21 protein-coding genes are annotated in these 19,385 nt (G+C 32.7%); 18 read left to right on the plus strand and 3 right to left on the minus strand.

Annotation, left to right across the window (positions count from 1 at the left end; translation table 11 throughout):
- Positions 1 to 13 precede the first annotated feature (13 nt).
- Positions 14 to 883 (minus strand): DMT family transporter, encoded by an 870-nt coding sequence (locus H8787_RS05130; protein WP_039676633.1) that lies wholly within the window; start codon positions 881 to 883, stop codon positions 14 to 16.
- A gap of 621 nt (positions 884 to 1,504) precedes the next feature.
- Here H8787_RS05130 and H8787_RS05135 point away from each other — a divergent pair.
- The 3 genes from H8787_RS05135 (at position 1,505) to H8787_RS05145 (ending at position 3,596) form a co-directional block, all read left to right on the plus strand.
- Complete coding sequence (locus tag H8787_RS05135) at positions 1,505 to 2,914, plus strand: PLP-dependent aminotransferase family protein (protein WP_187327593.1); 1,410 nt, start codon at positions 1,505 to 1,507, stop codon at positions 2,912 to 2,914.
- A gap of 73 nt (positions 2,915 to 2,987) precedes the next feature.
- Positions 2,988 to 3,287 carry a DUF5962 family protein gene (locus H8787_RS05140; RefSeq protein ID WP_187327594.1) on the plus strand — a complete coding sequence of 100 codons (300 nt, stop codon included), beginning with the start codon at positions 2,988 to 2,990 and terminating at the stop codon, positions 3,285 to 3,287.
- A 9-nt stretch (positions 3,288 to 3,296) separates the two neighbouring features.
- Complete coding sequence (locus H8787_RS05145; RefSeq protein ID WP_187327595.1) at positions 3,297 to 3,596, plus strand: DUF5966 family protein; 300 nt, start codon at positions 3,297 to 3,299, stop codon at positions 3,594 to 3,596.
- Positions 3,597 to 3,632: 36 nt separating this feature from the next.
- Here the strand turns inward: H8787_RS05145 and H8787_RS05150 are convergent, their stop codons facing one another.
- Positions 3,633 to 4,520, minus strand: coding sequence for a tyrosine-type recombinase/integrase (locus H8787_RS05150; protein WP_003038768.1), 888 nt, complete (start codon positions 4,518 to 4,520; stop codon positions 3,633 to 3,635).
- A 92-nt stretch (positions 4,521 to 4,612) separates the two neighbouring features.
- Here H8787_RS05150 and H8787_RS05155 point away from each other — a divergent pair, with 92 nt between their 5' ends.
- Positions 4,613 to 5,596: a hypothetical protein gene (locus H8787_RS05155; protein WP_187327596.1), complete on the plus strand. Its 984-nt coding sequence runs from the start codon at positions 4,613 to 4,615 to the stop codon at positions 5,594 to 5,596.
- Here the strand turns inward: H8787_RS05155 and H8787_RS05160 are convergent.
- Positions 5,593 to 6,306 carry a methyltransferase domain-containing protein gene (locus H8787_RS05160; protein ID WP_187327597.1) on the minus strand — a complete coding sequence of 238 codons (714 nt, stop codon included), beginning with the start codon at positions 6,304 to 6,306 and terminating at the stop codon, positions 5,593 to 5,595. The two genes, H8787_RS05155 and H8787_RS05160, sit on opposite strands and share 4 nt — an antisense overlap.
- Positions 6,307 to 6,442: 136 nt before the next feature.
- Here H8787_RS05160 and H8787_RS05165 point away from each other — a divergent pair, with 136 nt between their 5' ends.
- The 14 genes from H8787_RS05165 (at position 6,443) to H8787_RS05230 (ending at position 19,376) form a co-directional block, all read left to right on the plus strand.
- Positions 6,443 to 7,081 carry a peptidylprolyl isomerase gene (locus H8787_RS05165; RefSeq protein ID WP_187327598.1) on the plus strand — a complete coding sequence of 213 codons (639 nt, stop codon included), beginning with the start codon at positions 6,443 to 6,445 and terminating at the stop codon, positions 7,079 to 7,081.
- Between the two features lie 38 nt (positions 7,082 to 7,119).
- The gene (locus H8787_RS05170; RefSeq protein WP_187327599.1) at positions 7,120 to 8,208 is read left to right on the plus strand and encodes a DUF3991 domain-containing protein; all 1,089 of its coding nucleotides are present in this window, start codon (positions 7,120 to 7,122) and stop codon (positions 8,206 to 8,208) included.
- Positions 8,209 to 8,262: 54 nt separating this feature from the next.
- Positions 8,263 to 8,490: a DUF5965 family protein gene (locus H8787_RS05175; protein WP_007520115.1), complete on the plus strand. Its 228-nt coding sequence runs from the start codon at positions 8,263 to 8,265 to the stop codon at positions 8,488 to 8,490.
- Positions 8,487 to 8,876, plus strand: a complete 390-nt coding sequence (locus H8787_RS05180) for a DUF5945 family protein (protein ID WP_058669452.1) — start codon at positions 8,487 to 8,489, stop codon at positions 8,874 to 8,876. The genes H8787_RS05175 and H8787_RS05180 overlap by 4 nt, the downstream gene beginning before the upstream one ends.
- Before the next feature lie 43 nt (positions 8,877 to 8,919).
- The gene (locus tag H8787_RS05185) at positions 8,920 to 9,207 is read left to right on the plus strand and encodes a hypothetical protein (protein WP_187327600.1); all 288 of its coding nucleotides are present in this window, start codon (positions 8,920 to 8,922) and stop codon (positions 9,205 to 9,207) included.
- Positions 9,208 to 9,276: 69 nt separating this feature from the next.
- Positions 9,277 to 9,753 carry a type II toxin-antitoxin system antitoxin PezA gene (gene pezA / locus H8787_RS05190; RefSeq protein WP_187327601.1) on the plus strand — a complete coding sequence of 159 codons (477 nt, stop codon included), beginning with the start codon at positions 9,277 to 9,279 and terminating at the stop codon, positions 9,751 to 9,753.
- A complete protein-coding gene (pezT, locus tag H8787_RS05195) occupies positions 9,753 to 10,523 on the plus strand; it encodes a type II toxin-antitoxin system toxin PezT (protein ID WP_187327602.1) in 771 nt (256 codons plus the stop codon). Before pezA ends, pezT begins: the two co-directional genes overlap by 1 nt.
- A 12-nt stretch (positions 10,524 to 10,535) precedes the next feature.
- On the plus strand, positions 10,536 to 12,776 hold the full coding sequence (locus tag H8787_RS05200; RefSeq protein WP_187327603.1) for an AAA family ATPase: 2,241 nt from the start codon (positions 10,536 to 10,538) through the stop codon (positions 12,774 to 12,776).
- Between the two features lie 3 nt (positions 12,777 to 12,779).
- Positions 12,780 to 14,798, plus strand: coding sequence for a UvrD-helicase domain-containing protein (locus tag H8787_RS05205; protein WP_187327604.1), 2,019 nt, complete (start codon positions 12,780 to 12,782; stop codon positions 14,796 to 14,798).
- 340 nt (positions 14,799 to 15,138) lie between these two features.
- Positions 15,139 to 15,498, plus strand: coding sequence for an SAG1252 family conjugative relaxosome accessory protein (locus H8787_RS05210; protein WP_187327605.1), 360 nt, complete (start codon positions 15,139 to 15,141; stop codon positions 15,496 to 15,498).
- 9 nt (positions 15,499 to 15,507) lie between these two features.
- Positions 15,508 to 15,873 carry a MobC family plasmid mobilization relaxosome protein gene (locus H8787_RS05215; RefSeq protein WP_187327606.1) on the plus strand — a complete coding sequence of 122 codons (366 nt, stop codon included), beginning with the start codon at positions 15,508 to 15,510 and terminating at the stop codon, positions 15,871 to 15,873.
- Positions 15,860 to 17,746: an SAG1250 family conjugative relaxase gene (locus tag H8787_RS05220; RefSeq protein WP_187327607.1), complete on the plus strand. Its 1,887-nt coding sequence runs from the start codon at positions 15,860 to 15,862 to the stop codon at positions 17,744 to 17,746. The genes H8787_RS05215 and H8787_RS05220 overlap by 14 nt, the downstream gene beginning before the upstream one ends.
- Before the next feature lie 406 nt (positions 17,747 to 18,152).
- A complete protein-coding gene (locus H8787_RS05225; RefSeq protein WP_049476725.1) occupies positions 18,153 to 18,368 on the plus strand; it encodes a hypothetical protein in 216 nt (71 codons plus the stop codon).
- A 57-nt stretch (positions 18,369 to 18,425) separates the two neighbouring features.
- A complete protein-coding gene (locus H8787_RS05230; RefSeq protein ID WP_262350616.1) occupies positions 18,426 to 19,376 on the plus strand; it encodes a hypothetical protein in 951 nt (316 codons plus the stop codon).
- Positions 19,377 to 19,385: the final 9 nt, after the last annotated feature.

The raw sequence follows: 19,385 nt of genomic DNA on the forward strand, positions 1-19,385 counted from the left end.
TTTTCCACTTATTTTATTGTTTAGTTTGTGTCTTAGCTAAATAAACTCCGGCTAAAGTAATCAAAATCGCAATCATTGATTGTGTGTCTAAACTTTCTTGGAATGCAATCCATGCATAGATAGCGGCTATAACTGGCTGAGATAATGTAATTAGTGATAAGAGACTGGCATTTACCTTTCCAAGGCAAAAAGCTAATAGTCCTTGACCAATAATTTGAGAAATAAGTGCAAGTGCCAATAGTGGCCAAAGTTCAGAAAAGTTATGTGGAATATGAAAACCTTCTGTAAAAAAGATAACAATTCCTAGAATTAGTAAACTTCCAAAAGCACTAATGAACATAATAACATTGCTTTTAATATAATTTCTAAGTTTGTAAACAGTCAGCATAAACATAGCGTAGAAAGCAGAAGTTATGATACTTAGAAGATCCCCTAATAATCTATCTGATGTTAGGGTTAATCTATTTCCCGTTAAAATTATAACACCTAAAAAGGTAATGATGCTTCCTAGAAAAAAACGCTTAGTCATTTTTTCTTTAAAGAAAAAGTAGCTAAAAGGAATTACTGTAAAGGGGGTTAAATTGGCAAGTAAATTTGCATTTGCAACACTTGTATATGAGAAAGAAATATTCCATAGTGTTAAGTCTCCAGCTAGAAAAGCACCAGCCAGCACAATAGTTAAAATTTGTTTTTTACTTAATTGGATGTCTTCTTTTTTGATAAGAGGGAGTAACATGGGAATAGAAAAAAGTACTCGGTAAAAGCCAGTATTTATAGGTGGTAAAGAGCTTAATTTAACGAATATTCCTCCTGTTGCTAGAAAACAGATAGCAACAAAAGTTAGAAATATATGGATGGTTGAGTTTGAACGATTAGGCTTCATATTATAAAAAAACTCCTTTTATTTTATTGTACATATATAATTGTTTCGCTAATGATGCGATTATTTTTTAGAAAATGTAGTTTAAGTGATGAAAGAAAATCATTATTTTCTACAGTTATGCTATTAGCATTTAACATGGATGATTTAAGAGTATTATTCTTAGACAAATATTGGACATCGCTTAGACCATTTTCAAATAAATCTGAGGAAAATTATCATCAAATGAATTTTTTTGATTTTATTAGGGGTGTGTTTCCTATAGCTTTAAGAATAGAGATGATTGTTTAACCTTATATGTATACTAGCGGGTAACTCTCACCAGTATAAACCCTTTCTTTAATTATTTTTTAGATTTGTTTTATACTTAGTTTAGCTTTGTGGATTAGTAGATTTTACAATCACTTTGACGATTTAAATGAAGTTATAATCACAGATCTTTGTTTAATTGGTAATGAGCATGATAACATCTAGATGTTTTATTTTATGTAAGAATACAAGGCAAAGAGTGCGTGGAACAAACAACAGTCTCTAATAACCTCTTTTTTAAAAATTTTAATAGATAAGTGGTATAATAAAAAGTACCAATATCAGAAAATTTTTAGGTGCCACTATGGAGGAGACATGATTAATCTTAAAAAAGGTGAGGGACAGCGTCCATTATATGAACAGATTTATAATCAAATCAAGTTAGATATTATAAATGGTTATTTATCACCTAATGAAAGAATCTTAGGAGCAAGAACATTAGCTAAAATGTTAGAAGTTAGTAGGAATACTGTTGATAGAGCCTATCTTCAATTAACACTTGAAGGATATATTGAAAGTCGAAAAAATTCAGGATTTTATGTTTTAAAACTTCCCAAAATGCTCCATTCTGGAAAAGAGAAGTGTACATTTGATGAAAGTTATAAGGATGAGGAGATACTGACTCAAGAAGATGTCGTTTATGATCTTACTAACAGTAGCCATACAAGTAATCTCTTTCCTAAAAAAGTGTGGAAGAAGCATTATCTAACCGCAATTGATCAACTTGAATTGTCAGAAAAATTATCTAGTCTACAACCTTTTCAGGGAGATGTAGCTTTAAGAAAGGAAATCTGTCGTTATTTAAAGCGAATAAGAGGAGTTGTTTGTCACCCTAGACAGATTATTATCACAAGTGGCTTACAACAATCTTTAGATTACTTATGTCAATTTTTAGGAAAAAGTAAAAACGTACTAATGGAGGAGCCAAGTTATCCAAAAGCGAGAGAGATTTTTAGAAAGAACTCTTGCAATATTAGTACGGAAAAAGTAGATGATAAAGGACTATATATAGGTGACCTTTCTAATACATCTAAGATTGACATGATTTATACAACTCCATCACATCAATTTCCGTTGGGGATGATTATGCCAATTTCTAGACGTCAAAAGTTGTTAGAATTTGCTGAACAGAACGATTCGTTTGTCATTGAAGATGATTACGATAGTGAATTACGCTATTATGAAAAACCTGTTCCTGCATTGAAATCAATAGATTATCCTGATCGCGTTATTTATTTAGGTACTTTCTCAAAAATTTTATCGCCTTCTTTCAGAATGAGTTATATTGTTTTACCTGAACAATTTACTGAAGGATTTTTAGAAAGATTTAAGTTACATAACAGTACTGTGAATCTTATTAATCAGATTGCACTCGCTAACGTATTGAGTAGTGGCGATTATGATCGATTGGTCAGAAAGATGAATCACATTTTTAAAAAACGATACGAGGCATTTCAGGATGGATTTGATAGTTTTCAAATACCTATTAAGGTTTCTCATAATGTTAGTGGACAATACTTTTTGGTAAATTTTCCAACTAAAATTAATCAGTCTGAAGTGATAAAACGTGCACTTGATGAGGGCGTTAAAGTTTATGATACGATGCAATTTTGGCAGGACGAGGCAGAGTGTCCACATGAACATTTGTTTTTAGGATTTAGTAAAATAGAATTAGAGGATATACCTGATTGCATGAAAAGATTAAAAAAAGCCTGGGATATATAATTTTTGAAAAGGCTGACAAAAATTTTTGAACGCGGTAAAATGAAGTTAAGAAATTACTAAAGGAGAACACGCGATGACTCAAAACATAGAAGATTTACGATACCAACTAGAAGAATGGTTGGCTCAAGGATTTGTATGCCCTGAAGATAGAGCAAATTACCAAACTCTAAAGGAACAGTATGAAGATGAAACCCTTGATGTTAGCTTTTCAAAACAAGAAATCACTAGTCAATTAGAGGTCATCATCACAACTCGTGAGAATGACTTTCCAGACTTGGATGAAGTGACGAAAGAAGAATACCTTGATTTGGTTGCCCAACTAGATGAACTCGACAAGGAACAAGCTAACTATTACCGTAAGCAATTGGGATAGGGGGATCGTATGCAAGAAGTCGTGAAACAGGTGTTACAGGTATTTCTGATTGTTGCCGCAATAGGACTGATTTTACTTGTCCTTTATCAGATTGTGAAAGTTTCAGGTGCTTTGTTTCTTATCGGACTCATCAGTGGATTAGTCTTTATAGAAATCTATGGGATTTACCTCTTCCTCACAGAACGAAATCTCTATACAGAAGATTTAGCAACCAATGGTATTTGGAGCTTTACAGGATTCTATATTGTCTTTAATATTCTGCTGGCGCTTGGTATTGTGACAAAAGTTGTGAGAAGTAGAATGGCATGAAAATAGGGCTACCTTAATGAGGTAGTCTTATATTTTTTAGAAGTAAATAGATGCAATAGGGTTATAAGAACTTAGTATTTCTTTTTGTTTAGACTGTGACACATGGGTATATATCTGAGTTATAGAAATAGAACTATGACCAAGTATCTGCTGGATGTAACGAATATCGACATCGTTATCTAATAACATCGTAGCAAAGCTATGACGAAACATATGAGGTGTGATCGTTGTAGTTAGTCTGGTTTGGTCTTTTGCCGTTTTCAGAAGTAAGCGAACACTTTGTTCTGTCAGTGGTTTTTGTGGGGATTTTCCAGGAAATAGATAATCGTCTAAATAGCTACAATAGCAAGAGATATAAGCTTTTAGCAACTGAAAAGTCCGTTCATCCCCTAAAAAAATAATGCGTTCTTTTTTTCCTTTTCCTAGAATTTGAAGCGTTTGTTCAGTTAGGTTAATATCTTTGATTTGAATATGACAAAGCTCAGAAATCCGAATACCAGTTGAAAGTAATAATGAAATAATTAACAAATTTCTTTCAGCTTTTTGTTTTTGATAAACAGTTTTGGAAGAGACAACTTTTTGTTTTAGATAGGTATATAGGATTTTTAAACTATCATGAGGTATTGTCTTAGGCAATGTTTTTTCTGCTCGAAATTGAAAACGTAACTGATTAAAAGGATTGTCTGCAATGATGTTTTGTGACTGTAGATAGCCATAGAACACTTTTAAACTTGCGATTTTTCGTCGTAAAGTACTTGTTTTTAAGTTTGAATGTGTCAAACCTTCAATATAACTTACCACACATTCTTTATTTGAATTGTAAAATTGCATTAAATCGTTTTTATAAGCACGAAGGGTATGTGCACTCAAACGTTTATGAGTTTTGCAATAATCTAGGTAATTAGAAATAATAGTATAATCCATGATAGTCTCCTTTAACGATAATGACGCTATTATAGACTGATTTATACACTTTGTATAGTGATAATAAATAGTTATCGGTAGGAGATTGAAAAATGAACAACCAATATCTTGAAAATAATTACAAAATTAAGTTAATTAAGTCATCATCCGATATTGACTATATTGATTCTGTTAGAATTTATGCAAGAGTTACTCCTTCAGACATTAGAACAAACACAAATGAGCTAACATATTGGTTAGATAATAAAACTGTAGAATTTGAGAGCTACTTTTTCTCTCTCTTCCTAAACGATACAAATATTGGCTTAGCAATGTGTACATACTTAAGATCCACTAAAACAGTTGTAATTGAGTATATAGCTGTTGAAGATGCATACAGAAAAAATAATACTTACCTTAGCTATTTAAATGAACTGAGAATGTTTATATCCAGTTTATTAGAGGTCACATATTTCATTTGTGAAATCAGTAATAAGAATAACGGAGTTGAAGTTGACGATGAGAGTAAAATATTTAAAACTATTCTATTAATAGAGAATTTTTTCACTATAGATGCTGATTACCATACACCACCTTTAGGGATTGATAATGAGTTCAGCAGCTTTGATGCTAAATTAATGATTAATTCAAATACTAACATAAAGACGATTCCCAAAGAGACTTATATTAGAATTATTCAATCTTTATATTTTGAATACTATATAAATTGGTATACACCGTTTTTTAGTGAAAGTGAAAGACTTCGTTACAATAAGCAAATACAAAATACTTTTGCTAATATTCAAAATAAACTTGAAGAGTTACCTGAACCATTGCAGTTTATTGAAGTTCATAAAGATAAAATCAAAAGTGCAGGTAGCGTTGAAAAGCTACCTACACCTAAAAAGAAACTAAACCATAGTTTAACATCTATGTTTATATCAATATTCGTTTTTCCAATTATTATCATTATGTATTATAAAGTATTTAATTATTTTGGAATTGATACAACTACAATCTTTACCCCAATAATTGGTGGAATTTCTAGCATAATCGTTAGCATACTCCCGTTCTTACTAAAGAAAGATACTGTCTAGTTAATTTTAGTACATTTCAAAATTATATTACTAGAACAGTTTCGAATTCCTGGAAAAAATTTAAAAATGTTATCTAGTCCAGTGAACTTTGCTGCAAAATTGTAGTTATTTGTTATTCTCAGAATGATAGAACTTATTATATGAAATTGCTGTTTTTTATTAATTTGAAATCCTTGTGATTTTAATAAATTTTCAATATATTTTATAGAAAAGATCCAATTACGATGTCTAGTCTTTAAGTAATCCGTTTCAATTATAGAGACGGATTTTTTATATTTATTACTTCCAAAATACTCAAAACTATTGCTAGGTTCAAATTCTAAATATAAAGTACCATCAACTTTTAACACACGCTCAAATTCACTAATCACTTTGCTGGCGTCACAATAATTTATCACAGAACCTACACAGATAATATGATTAAAGTACTCATCGTTAACAGGAACATTCTCTATATTTCCAATAATTTTGTTAGAAACTGTACTTAATGTTCTTTCAGCAATATCCATATGGATTGTGTTCCCTGATAGCCCGTAAGTATTCCCTCCTGATCCTGCATTTAGAATAATTTCATCATTAGAAAAACTACAATTTTTCTGTAAAAATAATTCAATTGACTTATTCGTATATCTATACCAACTGTTATACCAGATAACTTCATGTTCATTATAAAACTTTTCTATTTCAACTAAATCTACTTTATCATTCACTTTCAATCTCCTACCGATAACTATTTATTATCACTAGTATATCATAAATTATAATGATTCTTACGATATTTTTGTGATAACTTTTCCAAGGCAATCTTGTTATGATGTTGCTATCTTGTGAAAAAAGGAGAAAGCCATGTTAAATAAAGTAAAGGCTAGATTTCTGATTGGAGTAGGAGGTTTAGTCGCAGTAAGTTTTATGGTCATGATTGGCTATACGATTGGCTCACAATCCGTTTCAAAGCAAACTGAGCACCAAATACTAGCAGAAGCAAATAAGCTAGTGACAAAGGAAAGGCAGGAAGAAAAAGCAACGGTCTTATCAGATGAGCTAGTTAAAGAGTTTTTGACACAGTATTATACTAAGGTTCAGCTAGGAGAAAATAACGCTCGTATCAAACCCTATATGACAGATTCTGTTTATAAGGAAGAAGTGGCTCGCCAAGAGGATTCCATCAATCAGGTCTATAAGGACTATATTTTGGATTACCGCTTTGAAACCGCTCATATCTATGTTAATACGGAAACCAATGAAGCTCTCGCAGAAGTATCCTATCAAGTGACCTATATATCTGATTTGAGTAAGAAGCAACAACGAACTACTCAGACAGAAACTAAGACGATTAAGTTGTCCTACTCCAAGGTTTCAGACAAGCTCCTGGTTAATTATCTAACCATTTGTAATGGAAAACTAGAGAACTTAAAAGAAGCTACTGATGGCGCTAACTCTAGTATTCCAAACATTCAAGGAGATATCACACATGAGACAAACTAGCAGGAGAGATTCTTCTGCTTTTTTGATAGGGAGATGAGATGACAATAATTAAAGCAGTAAAACAAAAGTCCATTTTAGATGTGGCTGAGAGTCTGGGTTATTCCTTTAGACGTTTATCAGGACAAGTTTATGAACACCCAGAACATGATTCCTTTCGGATTTTTGCCGATACCAATACTTTCAAATGGTTTTCAAGAGATATACAAGGAGATGTGATTGACTTTGTTCAGTTAGTGGCAGGTGTTTCTTTTAAAGAAGCCGTGTCCTATCCTGAAACTGGAGATTTTAAACAGGCTAAAACGATAGAAGAAACTTATCGACCTTTTCGTTATTATTTGCCTGAAGAAACTTTTCAGCAAGCAAGAACTTACTTGACCCAGGTTCGTGGATTAAGTGATGATGTTATTAATGCCTTCGGTAGAAAAGGAATCTTGGCTCAAGCATGTTACCAGACAAAGACCTTTCAGGAATCTGTCCTTGTCTTTAAGAGCTACAACTACCATGGTCAGCTAGAAGGAGCAAGCCTTCAAGGTCTCGTCAAAAATGAACAAAGACATGATCGAGGATACTTGAAGAAAATCATGAAGGGGTCTCATGGTCATGTGGGTATTAGTTTTGATGTTGGCAAACCTAATCGACTCATCTTTTGTGAATCGGTTATTGATATGATGAGCTATTATCAGCTTCATCAAAAGCAGCTATCAGATGTTCGCCTGGTTTCAATGGAAGGCTTAAAACTTTCAGTGATTACATACCAAGTCTTGTGTCTAGCAGCAGAGGAACAAGGGAAACTAGATTTTTTAGACACCGTCACACCTAATCGGTTAACCAACTACCTATATGCCATCAAAGATACGACACTCTATTTTAATGAACACCCTGAAATGATAACATTGGCAGTTGATAATGATGAAGCCGGGAGAGACTTTTGTCAGAAATTGTCAGAGAAAGGTATTCCAATCGTTCAAGAATTGCCACCATTACAGGGATTTGAAACCAAGTCAGACTGGAATGATTTGGTGAAACAACAAAGGGAAATTTCTTTAGGGGAAGTTATCCAATCAGTCCAAGCACAAGTCATTAGGAATCATCCTCCACCTAAACGAGAGACTGTTTTAGAATTGTGATAACAAAATCAAGAGTCTTGTCATAAGCTAGAGTGTGACAAGGAGGAATGTTTTATGAGTGTGATTGAACGTCTGGCTGAAAAAGTGGCTAGACAAGAAGAAAAAGTCTCGCGAGAGACGGAAAAATTGGAAAACTATCGTGACCAACTTCAAACAGTTATGTACAGTACCTTTATCAAACGGCAACAATCTAGTCATTTATCCTTTCATGAAGCTTTAGAACAGGCCTTTGGTAAAGAAGCCCCACTCCACCCAAATGATAGAAATGAGGATACAGAATGAGTAAATCATGGAATTTTGATCAGCCACTAGACGATGCGACACCAACATCTTCAAATGAAGAGCGAGCTAAAATCGCAGCACTCTTCCATAAAAAGGATGATCAGCCAAATGAAGAAGTGGATTATGTGGCTGCTTTTGAAAAGCAAAAAAAGAATCCAGAAGCTAAAGTAGAATCAAAGACTGAAGAAAAAGATAAGCAAAGTCAGTCGCTGAAAGTAAATATCACTAGTGACTACAAACAACATTTGGCGAATACAATTGCACAAAACAACAATGACATTTCAGCTTGTCAAAAGCAAATTGAAGAACTCCATCAGCTGATTGATGAAAAGAAGATTCAAAATAAAAAGCTACAGGCTATTTCCGCAGCTATTGATGACCTATAAGCGAGAGCAGTCCAGCTGGACTACTTTTTATAAGGAGAAAAATATGCGATTATTCAGAAAGAAAACTCATAACCAGAATAGCTTTAAACGTCTCATTCATCGCTTATCAGGGATGTCTGAAGCCGAATTATTTAAGGTAGACCAATTACTAGATGTTGTCTTTGATTCAAAAACTCAGACCACTAGAGCAGAAGAAACCATCTCAAAACCTATACCAAGGGAACGAACTTTAGATGAAACCATTACTGATGTCAAGAACAAACTGAACACCGAGCAACTGGCGAAACGGATTGAAGAATTTAAGCAGGCAAAGAAACCAAAGAACGGATAATGCACCAAAATTGGTGCATTATCCGTTCTTTGTGGTATAATAAGAGTAAATACAAGGAGGGAGCAGTAAATGATTGGAGATAATATTAAGTCCTTACGACGAACACATGATTTAACGCAGCCAGAGTTCGCTAAAATTATTGGAATTTCTCGCAATAGTCTAAGTCGATATGAAAATGGAACCAGCTCCGTTTCAACCGAACTCATTGATCGGATTTGTCAGAAATTTAATGTGTCTTATGTCGATATTGTTGGAGAAGATAAGCTGATGACACCCGTAGAAGATTATCAGCTGACTATAAAAATTGAAGTTTTGAAAGAACGAGGTTCTGCCATTTTATCAAGACTGTATCGCTATCAAGATGAGCAAGGGATTGCATTTGACGATGAATCGAATCCGTGGATTCTGATGAGTGATGATGTAGCAGATTTAGTGAATACCAAGATTTATCTTGTCGATACCTTTGAAGAGTTAGAGCGTTACAATGGCTATTTAGATGGTATTGAGCGGATGTTAAACCTTGCCAATCACCAGGTGGTGGCCTAATGACTTTATCAGAATTTAGTGAGGCGGAGTTTCAAAAAGCTTTAAAGCGTAATATTCGTGCCTTAACTCGTGGAAAAACAGTCTCGCTACATCCCCAAGCAGTTCTGCTTTGTGGTCAAAGTGGAGCTGGAAAGACGACTATTCATCGGATCAAGCAAAAGGAATTTCAAGGAAATATCATCATTATTGACGGAGACAGCTTCCATTCGCAGCATCCAAATTATCTGGCTTTGCAGGAAGAGTATGGCAAAGATAGCGTTGATTATACCAAAGATTTTGCGGGGAATATGGTTGAACACCTCATTGATGAACTCAGCAAACAAAGCTATCATTTATTAATTGAGGGAACACTAAGAACAACAGAAGTCCCTCGAAAAACAGCTCAATTATTAACATCACGAGGCTATCAAGTATCACTTGCGCTCATCGCAACAAAGCCAGAACTATCCTATCTTAGCACCTTGATACGCTATGAAGAACTTTATGACATAGATCCTAGTCAAGTCAGAGCAACACCAAAAGAACATCATGATGGAATTGTGGAACACTTGGTTGATAATATACGAGAGTTAGAAAATGATAAACTTTTTAACCGGATTCAAATCTATCAAAGAGATCAATCGTGTGTTTATGATTCGTATGTAAATAAAACCTCAGCAGCAGAAGCACTACACGAATGCCTATTTGGAAAATGGAACAAAGTGGAGGAGGAGATGATGAAGTTGGGGCAGGAACGGTTGAGGGAGTTAAGGATGAGAACCCCAAAATAGGAGAGAATTTTTATGTATTTAAAAAGTTTATCAATAAAAAATTATAGAAAATATGGTGCAGAGGAACAAACTATTGACTTTGCTCATAGCAAATGGCCAGAAATGTCAGACCTTGAAGATGAACTGAAAAAGATAAATATAACAGAAGAGTATATTTCAAAAAGTTCATCATTAATTGTAGGTAAAAATAATTCTGGTAAAAGTACAATTGTCAAATTATTAAATACACTACAAAATAGTAAGTCAGGCAGTCGTAGTATATTCAAACATACCGATTTTAATTTAAAAATATTATCAGATTGGTATCATGAAAATATTGACAATAAATCTGAAGAAGAGATAAAAAGTATTGATAAATCTCATTTTCCTAAACTAGAGTTTCAGTTGATATTAGGAATTGATGATGGAAATGATTTGATTTCAAGTTTTGAAGATATATTAATTTTAAGTGGTATAGAGACAGTTGAAACTCATGAAAATCAAGAGATCGCTGAAGTGACTATCGATGTTAAGTATGAAGTTGCGGATGAAGTGGCTTTTTTAGAAGATCTGGTTAAAATTAAGACTAGCTATTCTAATGATAGTCAACAGTACGATGAACTATATAAAAAAGAGCTTCAATATCGACAATTTTTAGCTTTATTTAGCAGTAATTACTTTGTATTAAATTTTTATCCTATAGGAAGAGAGGAGCCGGCTAAAGAATTTTCTTTATCTTCATTACTAAAAGTAGAAACTATAGAAGCAAATACGGTAAAAAGTGACAAGACACTTTCACAAGCTTATAATAAAATAGTCTCAACTTATATAAAAAATAATGATATTGTAGAGATTAATAGTTTAGTTGATGATATTAATTATCAAGTAAAAGATATGGTTGATGCCAATATAAAGGATATTCTTCAAAGTGCCGTATCTAGTATTGAGTCAATTAAGAATTTAGAGATGAATTTACATCCAGATGTAACTTTAGAGAAGATTTTTGCAAATAGTATTATTTATGAGTACCAAGAGGGGAATAACAATATACCTGAAAGTCAGTTTGGTATGGGATACACAAATTTGATGGTTATTATTGCAAAGATTGTTGATTATATTGAGCTATACAACGAGAAGGATATTAATGGTTCAGTAAACATTCTCTGTATTGAAGAACCAGAGTCATTTATGCATCCTCAGATGCAAGAACTATTCATAAAGAATATTTCAAAAGCAATTGCTACATTACTAGGTAAAAAACAGCAGCTAGATACCTTTCAAATTATCATTACAACTCACTCAACACATATCTTAAACAGTAAGATTCAATCAGGAAACACTCTAAATAATATTAGTTATCTAGGCCAAGCAGGTGTAAATAATATTATAAAAAATATAAGTGATGACGCAATAGTATCTGGTAGAGATATTGACAAAAAAGCTTATGAATATATCAAGAAATATTTAAGGCTAGAGGTATCAGATATTTTCTTTGCTGATGCAGTCATTTTAGTTGAGGGTGTTTCAGAAGAAACCTATTTAAGATATGAAATTGATAAACATCCAATATTGAAAAATCATCATATTAAAGTTTATAGAATTGATGGTGCCTATGCCCATCAGTTCGTTAGTTTATTAGATTTGTTAGGAATCAAAACTGTTATTTTTACAGATTTGGATTTAAAAAGATCTGAAGATGAAAAGAAAATTGATATAAAAGATAATGGTGAACTGGATGTGATTCCATCAAACATATCAGATTTAGAGGCGAACTATGTGACTGCGATAAGCTCTTTGAGTACGAACGGTACTCTGCAATATTTTATAAAAAAGGAACTAAAAGATGAAGAAGCTAAATATTGTGAGATTAATAACAAGATAATCGAAAAGCTTATTAACAACGAAGAATTGATTATTGATTACAATAACATCACTATGTTCTCGCAAGGTAAAATAAATGGATATTATGCTACTAGCTTTGAGGAAGCGATTGTTTTAACGAATGCAGGAAACGAAGATGAAAATAAATACAAGAAATCCTTGATTAAAGCACTACAATATGTCCATCCTAACATGAGGTATTTTGGTGATATTGATGAAACATCAGAAATAGCCGATAAATCTTATATGTATCAAGTTAAATTATCTGATGGGAAATCAAAATTTTCTACTGGGATTGTATATTTATCGATAACCGATAAAGAGTTCAGTCTCAAGCGACCTCAATATGTTGAATCAGGTTTGAATTTACTTTGTGATTATTTTGAGGAGTAAATAATGACATATACAATTAGTACAGAGAATAAACAATTAGAGTTAGACATTCAGAAAGATATTAATGAGTGTTTAGATAACTTTGAGAGCTTTTGTTTTGATGCCGGTGCTGGTGCAGGGAAAACCTATGCATTACAAAAGTCAATTGAACATATTTTGAAGACGGAGGGAGAAAATTTAAAATTACGAAATCAAAAAATCTTGTGTATCACTTACACTAATGCTGCTAAAGATGAGATTCTTAGTCGGATTGGTAAAAATTCTGCAATACTGGTCTCTACAATCCATGAATTTCTATGGGGGTTTATTTCTATTCAGCAAGAGTTACTGACTATAGAACATGAGAAAAAAATTAAAGAGGAACTTAACGGAATTGAACAAAAGATAATTGATAATCCTCTTTCTGGCAGTGTTAATCTGGTTGATTTCCATAATGCGATTAGTGATGAAGAATTTCTGAAAGTATTCTATAGTACACCAATTAGTCCTGCAGGAGATTTTAAATCTATGATTAAAGGGTACAGTGAATACTTTAGCCCCTATCTAAGTAATGTTAATAAGTTTAACAGTTTAGTTAAGAATGTTGATAAGAAGTACAAACTTGAAGAAACATTGAAAGAAATTAAGAATAAGAAATCTAAAAAAATCATCTATAATCCTATTCGAAATCGTGATAAACTTGAAAATTATGTCATTAGCCATGATACATTATTGCTTTACTGTAGGAATATCATTACGAGTCAGAATTTATTAAAGAGATTGTTTTCAGATAGATATCCATATGTCTTAGTTGATGAGTATCAGGATACGGATGAAAAAGTTGTCGATATAATGGATAGTATTAGAAAATTCACAATTTGTAAAAAAAACTTTGTGGTAGGTTTTTTTGGTGATACTCTACAAAATATTTATAGTTCCGGAGTGGGAAAACTTCCAAATAAAGAAGAATATAAGAGTATAACTAAAATTTTTAATCGTAGATCGTCGAACCAAATTGTAGAGTTGATTGAAAAGATTAGAAATGATAATTTTGGTCAACAATCTATATATACTGATTTTGATAATGGAGCCTATAATTTTTATATAGCTGATGACGATTTTGACTTAGATATTTTTTTACAGGAAAAAAACTTAGTTAGTAATACTGCTTGCCTTTTAATGAAGAATGATGATATTGCTAGGGTACGCGGATTCGATGTATTATTAGCAATTATAAAAAAATTTCCTAGATTTAGTGGCAATAACTTTGATAATGTGAATAATGAATTTTTGCAGAAAAATTTGCAGCATATGGGATGGCTTTTAAGAGAGATTCTTACTTTCATAGACTTTATTCAAAAGTCATCAGATTATAACTCAACTGTTAAGGAAATTGTTCAGTTTATAGGATCGTCTAAATCAACAATAACATTCGGAGAGATGAAACAGTTTATTAGTAGTTTGAGAGGAATTAACTTGTCAACATTGACAATTGATGAATGTATTAATAAAATTGCTAATATCCAAGAACGAATATCAGGTGAAGATATTTTAAGAAAAATATTCTCGATAGATGATACTACTGAAAATATTTTATTGAACATTAAAAATCGTGCCTATGATTATTTTTACTATTTGCAGGATTCGGAGGAGTATTCCGAAAGAGAAATGACAGTTATTGATAATTTTTTTAGGTTAGATGTTACTCAATTTATCAAGTGGTATAAATATATTTTTGATGATTTAAAAAATGAGGGGATTAGTTATTATACATTGCATGGTTCAAAGGGATTAGAATTTGATAATGTAGTTGTTGTATTACAAGATAACTTTGCTAGGAAGAGAAATTATTGTAAGTATTTTTTTGAAAATTATAATAATTTAACTGATTCTGATTTACAATTTCAAGAAGTTCGCAATCTTCTTTATGTAGCATGTTCAAGAGCAAAAATAAAACTTTGTGTAATCTACATTTCTGATACACTGGAAGATGCGTTAAAGAATATTGAAAGTATTTTTGGTGAGATTCAATATTTAGCATAATCTAAATTTCCATAAGAGAGCCACGAGGCTCTTTTTTTCATCCCCTCATTTCCCTGTGATAACTTTTCCAACTCCACCTTGTTATCCTTATATCATTCCTAAGAAAATCAGGTCTTGATTTTTCACTGGGGGTTTGGGGGCGAAGCCACCAAGTTATCTTATCGTCGGCTGATAAACCTGTAAGGTTTTGGTTAGCTGGCGATTAGATTTTAGGTTATTGTGGACACAATAACTGAGCTCGCAAAGACCGAACAAGAAACGAGTGAGGTCTTTAAAAATTCTCCGTATGTATTACGGGGGCGGGTTAAACCCGAGGAATGATAAAAGTGGGGAAACTGAGATGACAGAACAATATCGAGATGTCCGAAAAGAGATCAATCTAACTGCGGAGGAGATGGATAGAATTGAAAAACTGATGAATCAAGCGAATTATAGACACTTTTCTCCTTTTGTAAGGGATAAATTATTGGCCTTTGATGAAGAAAAGTTAACCATAAAGTCTTGTTTTTCTCTGTGGCAATCTCAAAAGTTAGAACAAATTAGCCGTGATGTTTATGAAGTATTGGTTATAGCAAAAGAGAATAAGCAAGTGACTCAAGACCATGTTTCAATTCTTTTAAATTGTGTTCAGGAATTGATTACAGAAGTGAACAAAATTCATCAACTCAGTCCAGAGTTTCGCGACAAATATATGGATTAGGAGATTGCTATGGAGCATCGTTATCGAACAAACTTGAAAAAAGTTTTTCTGACTGACTCGGAATTGAACCAACTGAATAATCATCTTTCTAAGAGTAGATGTAAAACTTTTTCTGAATATGCTAGAAAAGTTTTGCTTAACCCTAATATGAACTTTCTTACGATTGATACGACAACTTATCAAGACTTGATTTTTGAACTCAAGCGGATTGGAAATAACGTCAATCAAATTGCACATGCAGTTAATCAGAACCATATTATTTCTCACGAACAGTTTCAAAAGTTGCGTCAAGGCATGGTAGAGCTTGTATCAGAGGTTGAGAAGGATTTTCAAATAAAGGTGGAAAAAATAAAGACATTCTATGGTAGTCACTAAACATTTTGCGACTCATGGAGAAAAATATCGCAGACGATTGATTAAGTATATCCTTAATCCTGACAAAACAAACAATTTAAAGTTGGTATCTGATTTTGGTATGAGCAATTACTTAGACTTTCCAACTTATGAAGAAACAGTGGAGATGTACAATACTAATTTTCTGAATAACGACACTCTCTATAATTTCAGAAATGATCGTCAAGAAAAGCGCCAACAAAAGATTCATGCTCATCATTTGATACAATCTTTTTCTCCTGATGATAACTTATCTCCAGAAGAAGTCAATCGCATAGGGTATGAAACAATTCAAGAATTAACTGGTGGACAGTTTCGATTTATTGTAGCAACTCACACGGATAAGTCGCATCTTCATAACCATATAGTGATAAATTCCATTGACATCAACTCAGACAAGAAATTTAAATGGGACTATGCCCAGGAGAGAAATTTTCGCATGATTTCTGATCGTATTTCTAAAATAGTTGGTGCAAAGATTATTGAGAATCGTTATTCGCATCGTGATTATGAGGTCTACAAAAAATCGAACCACAAGTTTGAGCTGAAACAATGTCTCTATTTTTTGATGCAGCAGTCTGACTTTTTTGAGGACTTTTTGAAAAAAGCAGATCGGATTCATGTTAAAATAGACTTTACTAGCAAGTATAGTCGTTTTCTGATGACAGATAGAGATATGAAGCAGGTTATTCGTGGAAACAAACTTAGTAAACGGGATTTGTATGATGAAGAGTTCTTCAGAACCTATTTTGCCAAACAAGATATTGAAAAACGATTGGAATTTTTACTAGATAAAACAAATTCTCTAGAGGAATTACTTTTAAAAGCTAGAGAATTAAATCTTACTATAGATTTCAAACAGAGAAATGTGACCTTTACTCTAGAAGAAGATGGACGACGGATTAGTTTAAACCATAAAGAAATAAGTGATAAGAAACTTTATGATGTTCAATTCTTTCAAAGTTATTTTGGAGAGAAAAATATAATAACACCAGAAGAGCAGGGAAATTTACAAGAACACTATCGTAACTTTAAGGAAGAGCAGGAACAGGAAAAGGTTAGTATTGATGAGACTGAATCAGCTTATGAGGAATTTAAGAAGAATCGAGATGCTGTACATGAATTTGAGGTAGAATTAGCAGCGAATCAAATTGAGAAGTTAGTTGACGAAGGAATCTACATCAAAGTTTCTTTTGGAATAAAACAAAACGGTATCATCTTTATTCCGAACTACCAACTGGATATGATTGAAGAGGACGATAGAACAAAATACAAAGTCTATATTCGAGAAACGACCTCTTACTTTGTCTATAATAAAGAGAGTTCGGACAAAGACCGCTATATCAAAGGATGCACTCTAATAAGACAGTTAACCCAGGATAGTCAAAAACTTCCCTATAGGAGAGCGACTGTTGCTAGTATTCAACAGAAAATTTCTGAAATCAATCTCTTGATTGAGCTAAATACTAGCGATAAGAGTTATCATGAAATGAAGAATGAGTTTGTAACGGAAATGGCAGAGCTAGATATTAGACTAGATGAGACACAAGAAAAAATCGCCATCTTAAACAAGATGGCGGAAGTGTTTATTAATCTGAAAAGTGACAATCAGGAAAGTAGAAAGCCTGCGAGATATGATTTCGCGAAATTGAATTTATCAGAGAGTGCTACTTTGGAGAAAGTAAATCAATATATGATAAAACTTCAAGAACAGTTCAGTCACTATTTAAATGATTACGAAGATCTTGTAAGGAGACTAGAAACTTATGTGGAGATATTGAATCAGCATTTAGGGAAGCCTGAAGTGTCTGAGGAAAGGTTAGTTCTTCGGGAGGCGAATAAGGAATTTGAATAGATTATAGTATTTAGCTAGAACATCTCTCAAAGTGAACTTTTTTGACAAGACTAAAGCACCATCGTGAGAATTGCTTATTTATTTCCAACTAAAAGCGATTATATGAAACTATTTAAATAATCATCTGTATTTATTAAATATATTGATACAAAGCCATTTTCAAGAAATCGAATTTGGCTTTTTGTTTTTATTACAATTTGAGAAAATCTTGATTCAATACTTTGAACATTCTAAAATGACATTTAAATATAAAAAAATTGAAGTAGATAATTGACAAAAAAGAAAATCCATTATATATTATACATATACCCCGTTAAGGTATCTAAATTTAAGTGGTTGATTTGCACTAGATATAGCAGTTTACTGTTGTGTGAAGATGCAATTTTTAAGTTATAAAGGAGAACTAATGAATAAAACTGCATTGGAAAAAGTAGAGTCGGTTGTTCAATGGGTAATTGATAAAAAGATAACAGCTTATCGTATCAGTAGAGCAGAAAGAGTTAATGAAGCTTCAATAGTTGCACTTTCGAAAGGGCGATCTAAAATAAGAAATATTACATTTGAGACAGCTCTTGCTCTTATGGACTGTTATGATAAAAATTACGAAAAGTTTGACTCTTAGGATTTATTTAACATACATTTTGAAGGAAAATGTGATCGGGGAGTGATGTATGAAAATATGACAAGAAAATCAATTTGTCAGAAAAAAGAGGTAATTGGAAAAGTTTATGGGAAACTGACTGTAGAAGATGTATATTGCAAAGAAAGAACATCTTGGTGTCGTTGTTCATGTAGTTGTGGAAATAAAAAAGATATTCGCTACTATAATCTTGTTTCTGGAAGAACAAAAAGTTGTGGGTGTTTAGAATACGAAAACAGGCACAAGTGCAAGAATGTAACAGGAAAAAGTTTTGGAGATTTGCTTGTTACAAGAAAAACAGATAATCGGAAGAATGGTTTAGTAGTTTGGGAATGTACTTGTCAAAAATGTGGAGAAATACACCTTAGGACAACTAAGGATTTGCATCATGGTTGGAAGACAACTTGTTCCAAATTTCCTAAAAAGAGAACCGGTCGTAAAACAGATTTATCGGGAAGACGTTTTGGCAGATTAAAGGTTATAAACGACACTTTTAAAAGAGATTATAAAGGTTCTGTTATTTGGAATTGTTTATGTGATTGTGGGAATAAGAAAGAGTATTCAGAAGACTCGTTAGTTCATGGTCATTGTACTAGCTGTGGGTGTAAAAAGCGAGAAATCACTGAGAATATAAGAGACCAACTAACTTTTGTGGATCAGACTTGTATTGAGTGGTTGAAATTTAGAAAAACACGAAAAGACAACACGAGTGGTTTTCGTGGAGTGTTCCAAAAGAACAACGGGAAATATCAAGTTAGAATCGGTTTGCAACGAAAAAGTTACAATGTAGGTTCATTTGATACATTTGAACAGGCTGTGGCGGCTAGATTGGAGGCTGAAAAATTGTTGCATGGTGGTTTTATACAGGAATATGAAAAATGGCAAGAAAAAGCTATTATTGATCCTCAATATGCTGCTGAACATCCATTTCAATTTTATGTAAAACAGATAGAGGGGCGATTTTATGTCTCTTCAAGTGTAACCGAATAGAGAGGAAGT

It is taken from the genome of Streptococcus sp. NSJ-72 (assembly GCF_014334035.1).
Taxonomy (GTDB): domain Bacteria; phylum Bacillota; class Bacilli; order Lactobacillales; family Streptococcaceae; genus Streptococcus; species Streptococcus constellatus.

Bases quoted from the DNA above. Each gene is read 5' to 3' on its own strand.
- H8787_RS05130 (WP_039676633.1), bottom strand. From the start codon at position 883: ATGAAGCCTAATCGTTCAAACTCAACCATCCATATATTTCTAACTTTT.
- H8787_RS05135 (WP_187327593.1), top strand. From the start codon at position 1,505: ATGATTAATCTTAAAAAAGGTGAGGGACAGCGTCCATTATATGAACAG.
- H8787_RS05140 (WP_187327594.1), top strand. From the start codon at position 2,988: ATGACTCAAAACATAGAAGATTTACGATACCAACTAGAAGAATGGTTG.
- H8787_RS05145 (WP_187327595.1), top strand. From the start codon at position 3,297: ATGCAAGAAGTCGTGAAACAGGTGTTACAGGTATTTCTGATTGTTGCC.
- H8787_RS05150 (WP_003038768.1), bottom strand. From the start codon at position 4,520: ATGGATTATACTATTATTTCTAATTACCTAGATTATTGCAAAACTCAT.
- H8787_RS05155 (WP_187327596.1), top strand. From the start codon at position 4,613: ATGAACAACCAATATCTTGAAAATAATTACAAAATTAAGTTAATTAAG.
- H8787_RS05165 (WP_187327598.1), top strand. From the start codon at position 6,443: ATGTTAAATAAAGTAAAGGCTAGATTTCTGATTGGAGTAGGAGGTTTA.
- H8787_RS05170 (WP_187327599.1), top strand. From the start codon at position 7,120: ATGACAATAATTAAAGCAGTAAAACAAAAGTCCATTTTAGATGTGGCT.
- H8787_RS05175 (WP_007520115.1), top strand. From the start codon at position 8,263: ATGAGTGTGATTGAACGTCTGGCTGAAAAAGTGGCTAGACAAGAAGAA.
- H8787_RS05180 (WP_058669452.1), top strand. From the start codon at position 8,487: ATGAGTAAATCATGGAATTTTGATCAGCCACTAGACGATGCGACACCA.
- H8787_RS05185 (WP_187327600.1), top strand. From the start codon at position 8,920: ATGCGATTATTCAGAAAGAAAACTCATAACCAGAATAGCTTTAAACGT.
- pezA (WP_187327601.1), top strand. From the start codon at position 9,277: ATGATTGGAGATAATATTAAGTCCTTACGACGAACACATGATTTAACG.
- pezT (WP_187327602.1), top strand. From the start codon at position 9,753: ATGACTTTATCAGAATTTAGTGAGGCGGAGTTTCAAAAAGCTTTAAAG.
- H8787_RS05200 (WP_187327603.1), top strand. From the start codon at position 10,536: ATGTATTTAAAAAGTTTATCAATAAAAAATTATAGAAAATATGGTGCA.
- H8787_RS05205 (WP_187327604.1), top strand. From the start codon at position 12,780: ATGACATATACAATTAGTACAGAGAATAAACAATTAGAGTTAGACATT.
- H8787_RS05210 (WP_187327605.1), top strand. From the start codon at position 15,139: ATGACAGAACAATATCGAGATGTCCGAAAAGAGATCAATCTAACTGCG.
- H8787_RS05215 (WP_187327606.1), top strand. From the start codon at position 15,508: ATGGAGCATCGTTATCGAACAAACTTGAAAAAAGTTTTTCTGACTGAC.
- H8787_RS05220 (WP_187327607.1), top strand. From the start codon at position 15,860: ATGGTAGTCACTAAACATTTTGCGACTCATGGAGAAAAATATCGCAGA.
- H8787_RS05225 (WP_049476725.1), top strand. From the start codon at position 18,153: ATGAATAAAACTGCATTGGAAAAAGTAGAGTCGGTTGTTCAATGGGTA.
- H8787_RS05230 (WP_262350616.1), top strand. From the start codon at position 18,426: ATGACAAGAAAATCAATTTGTCAGAAAAAAGAGGTAATTGGAAAAGTT.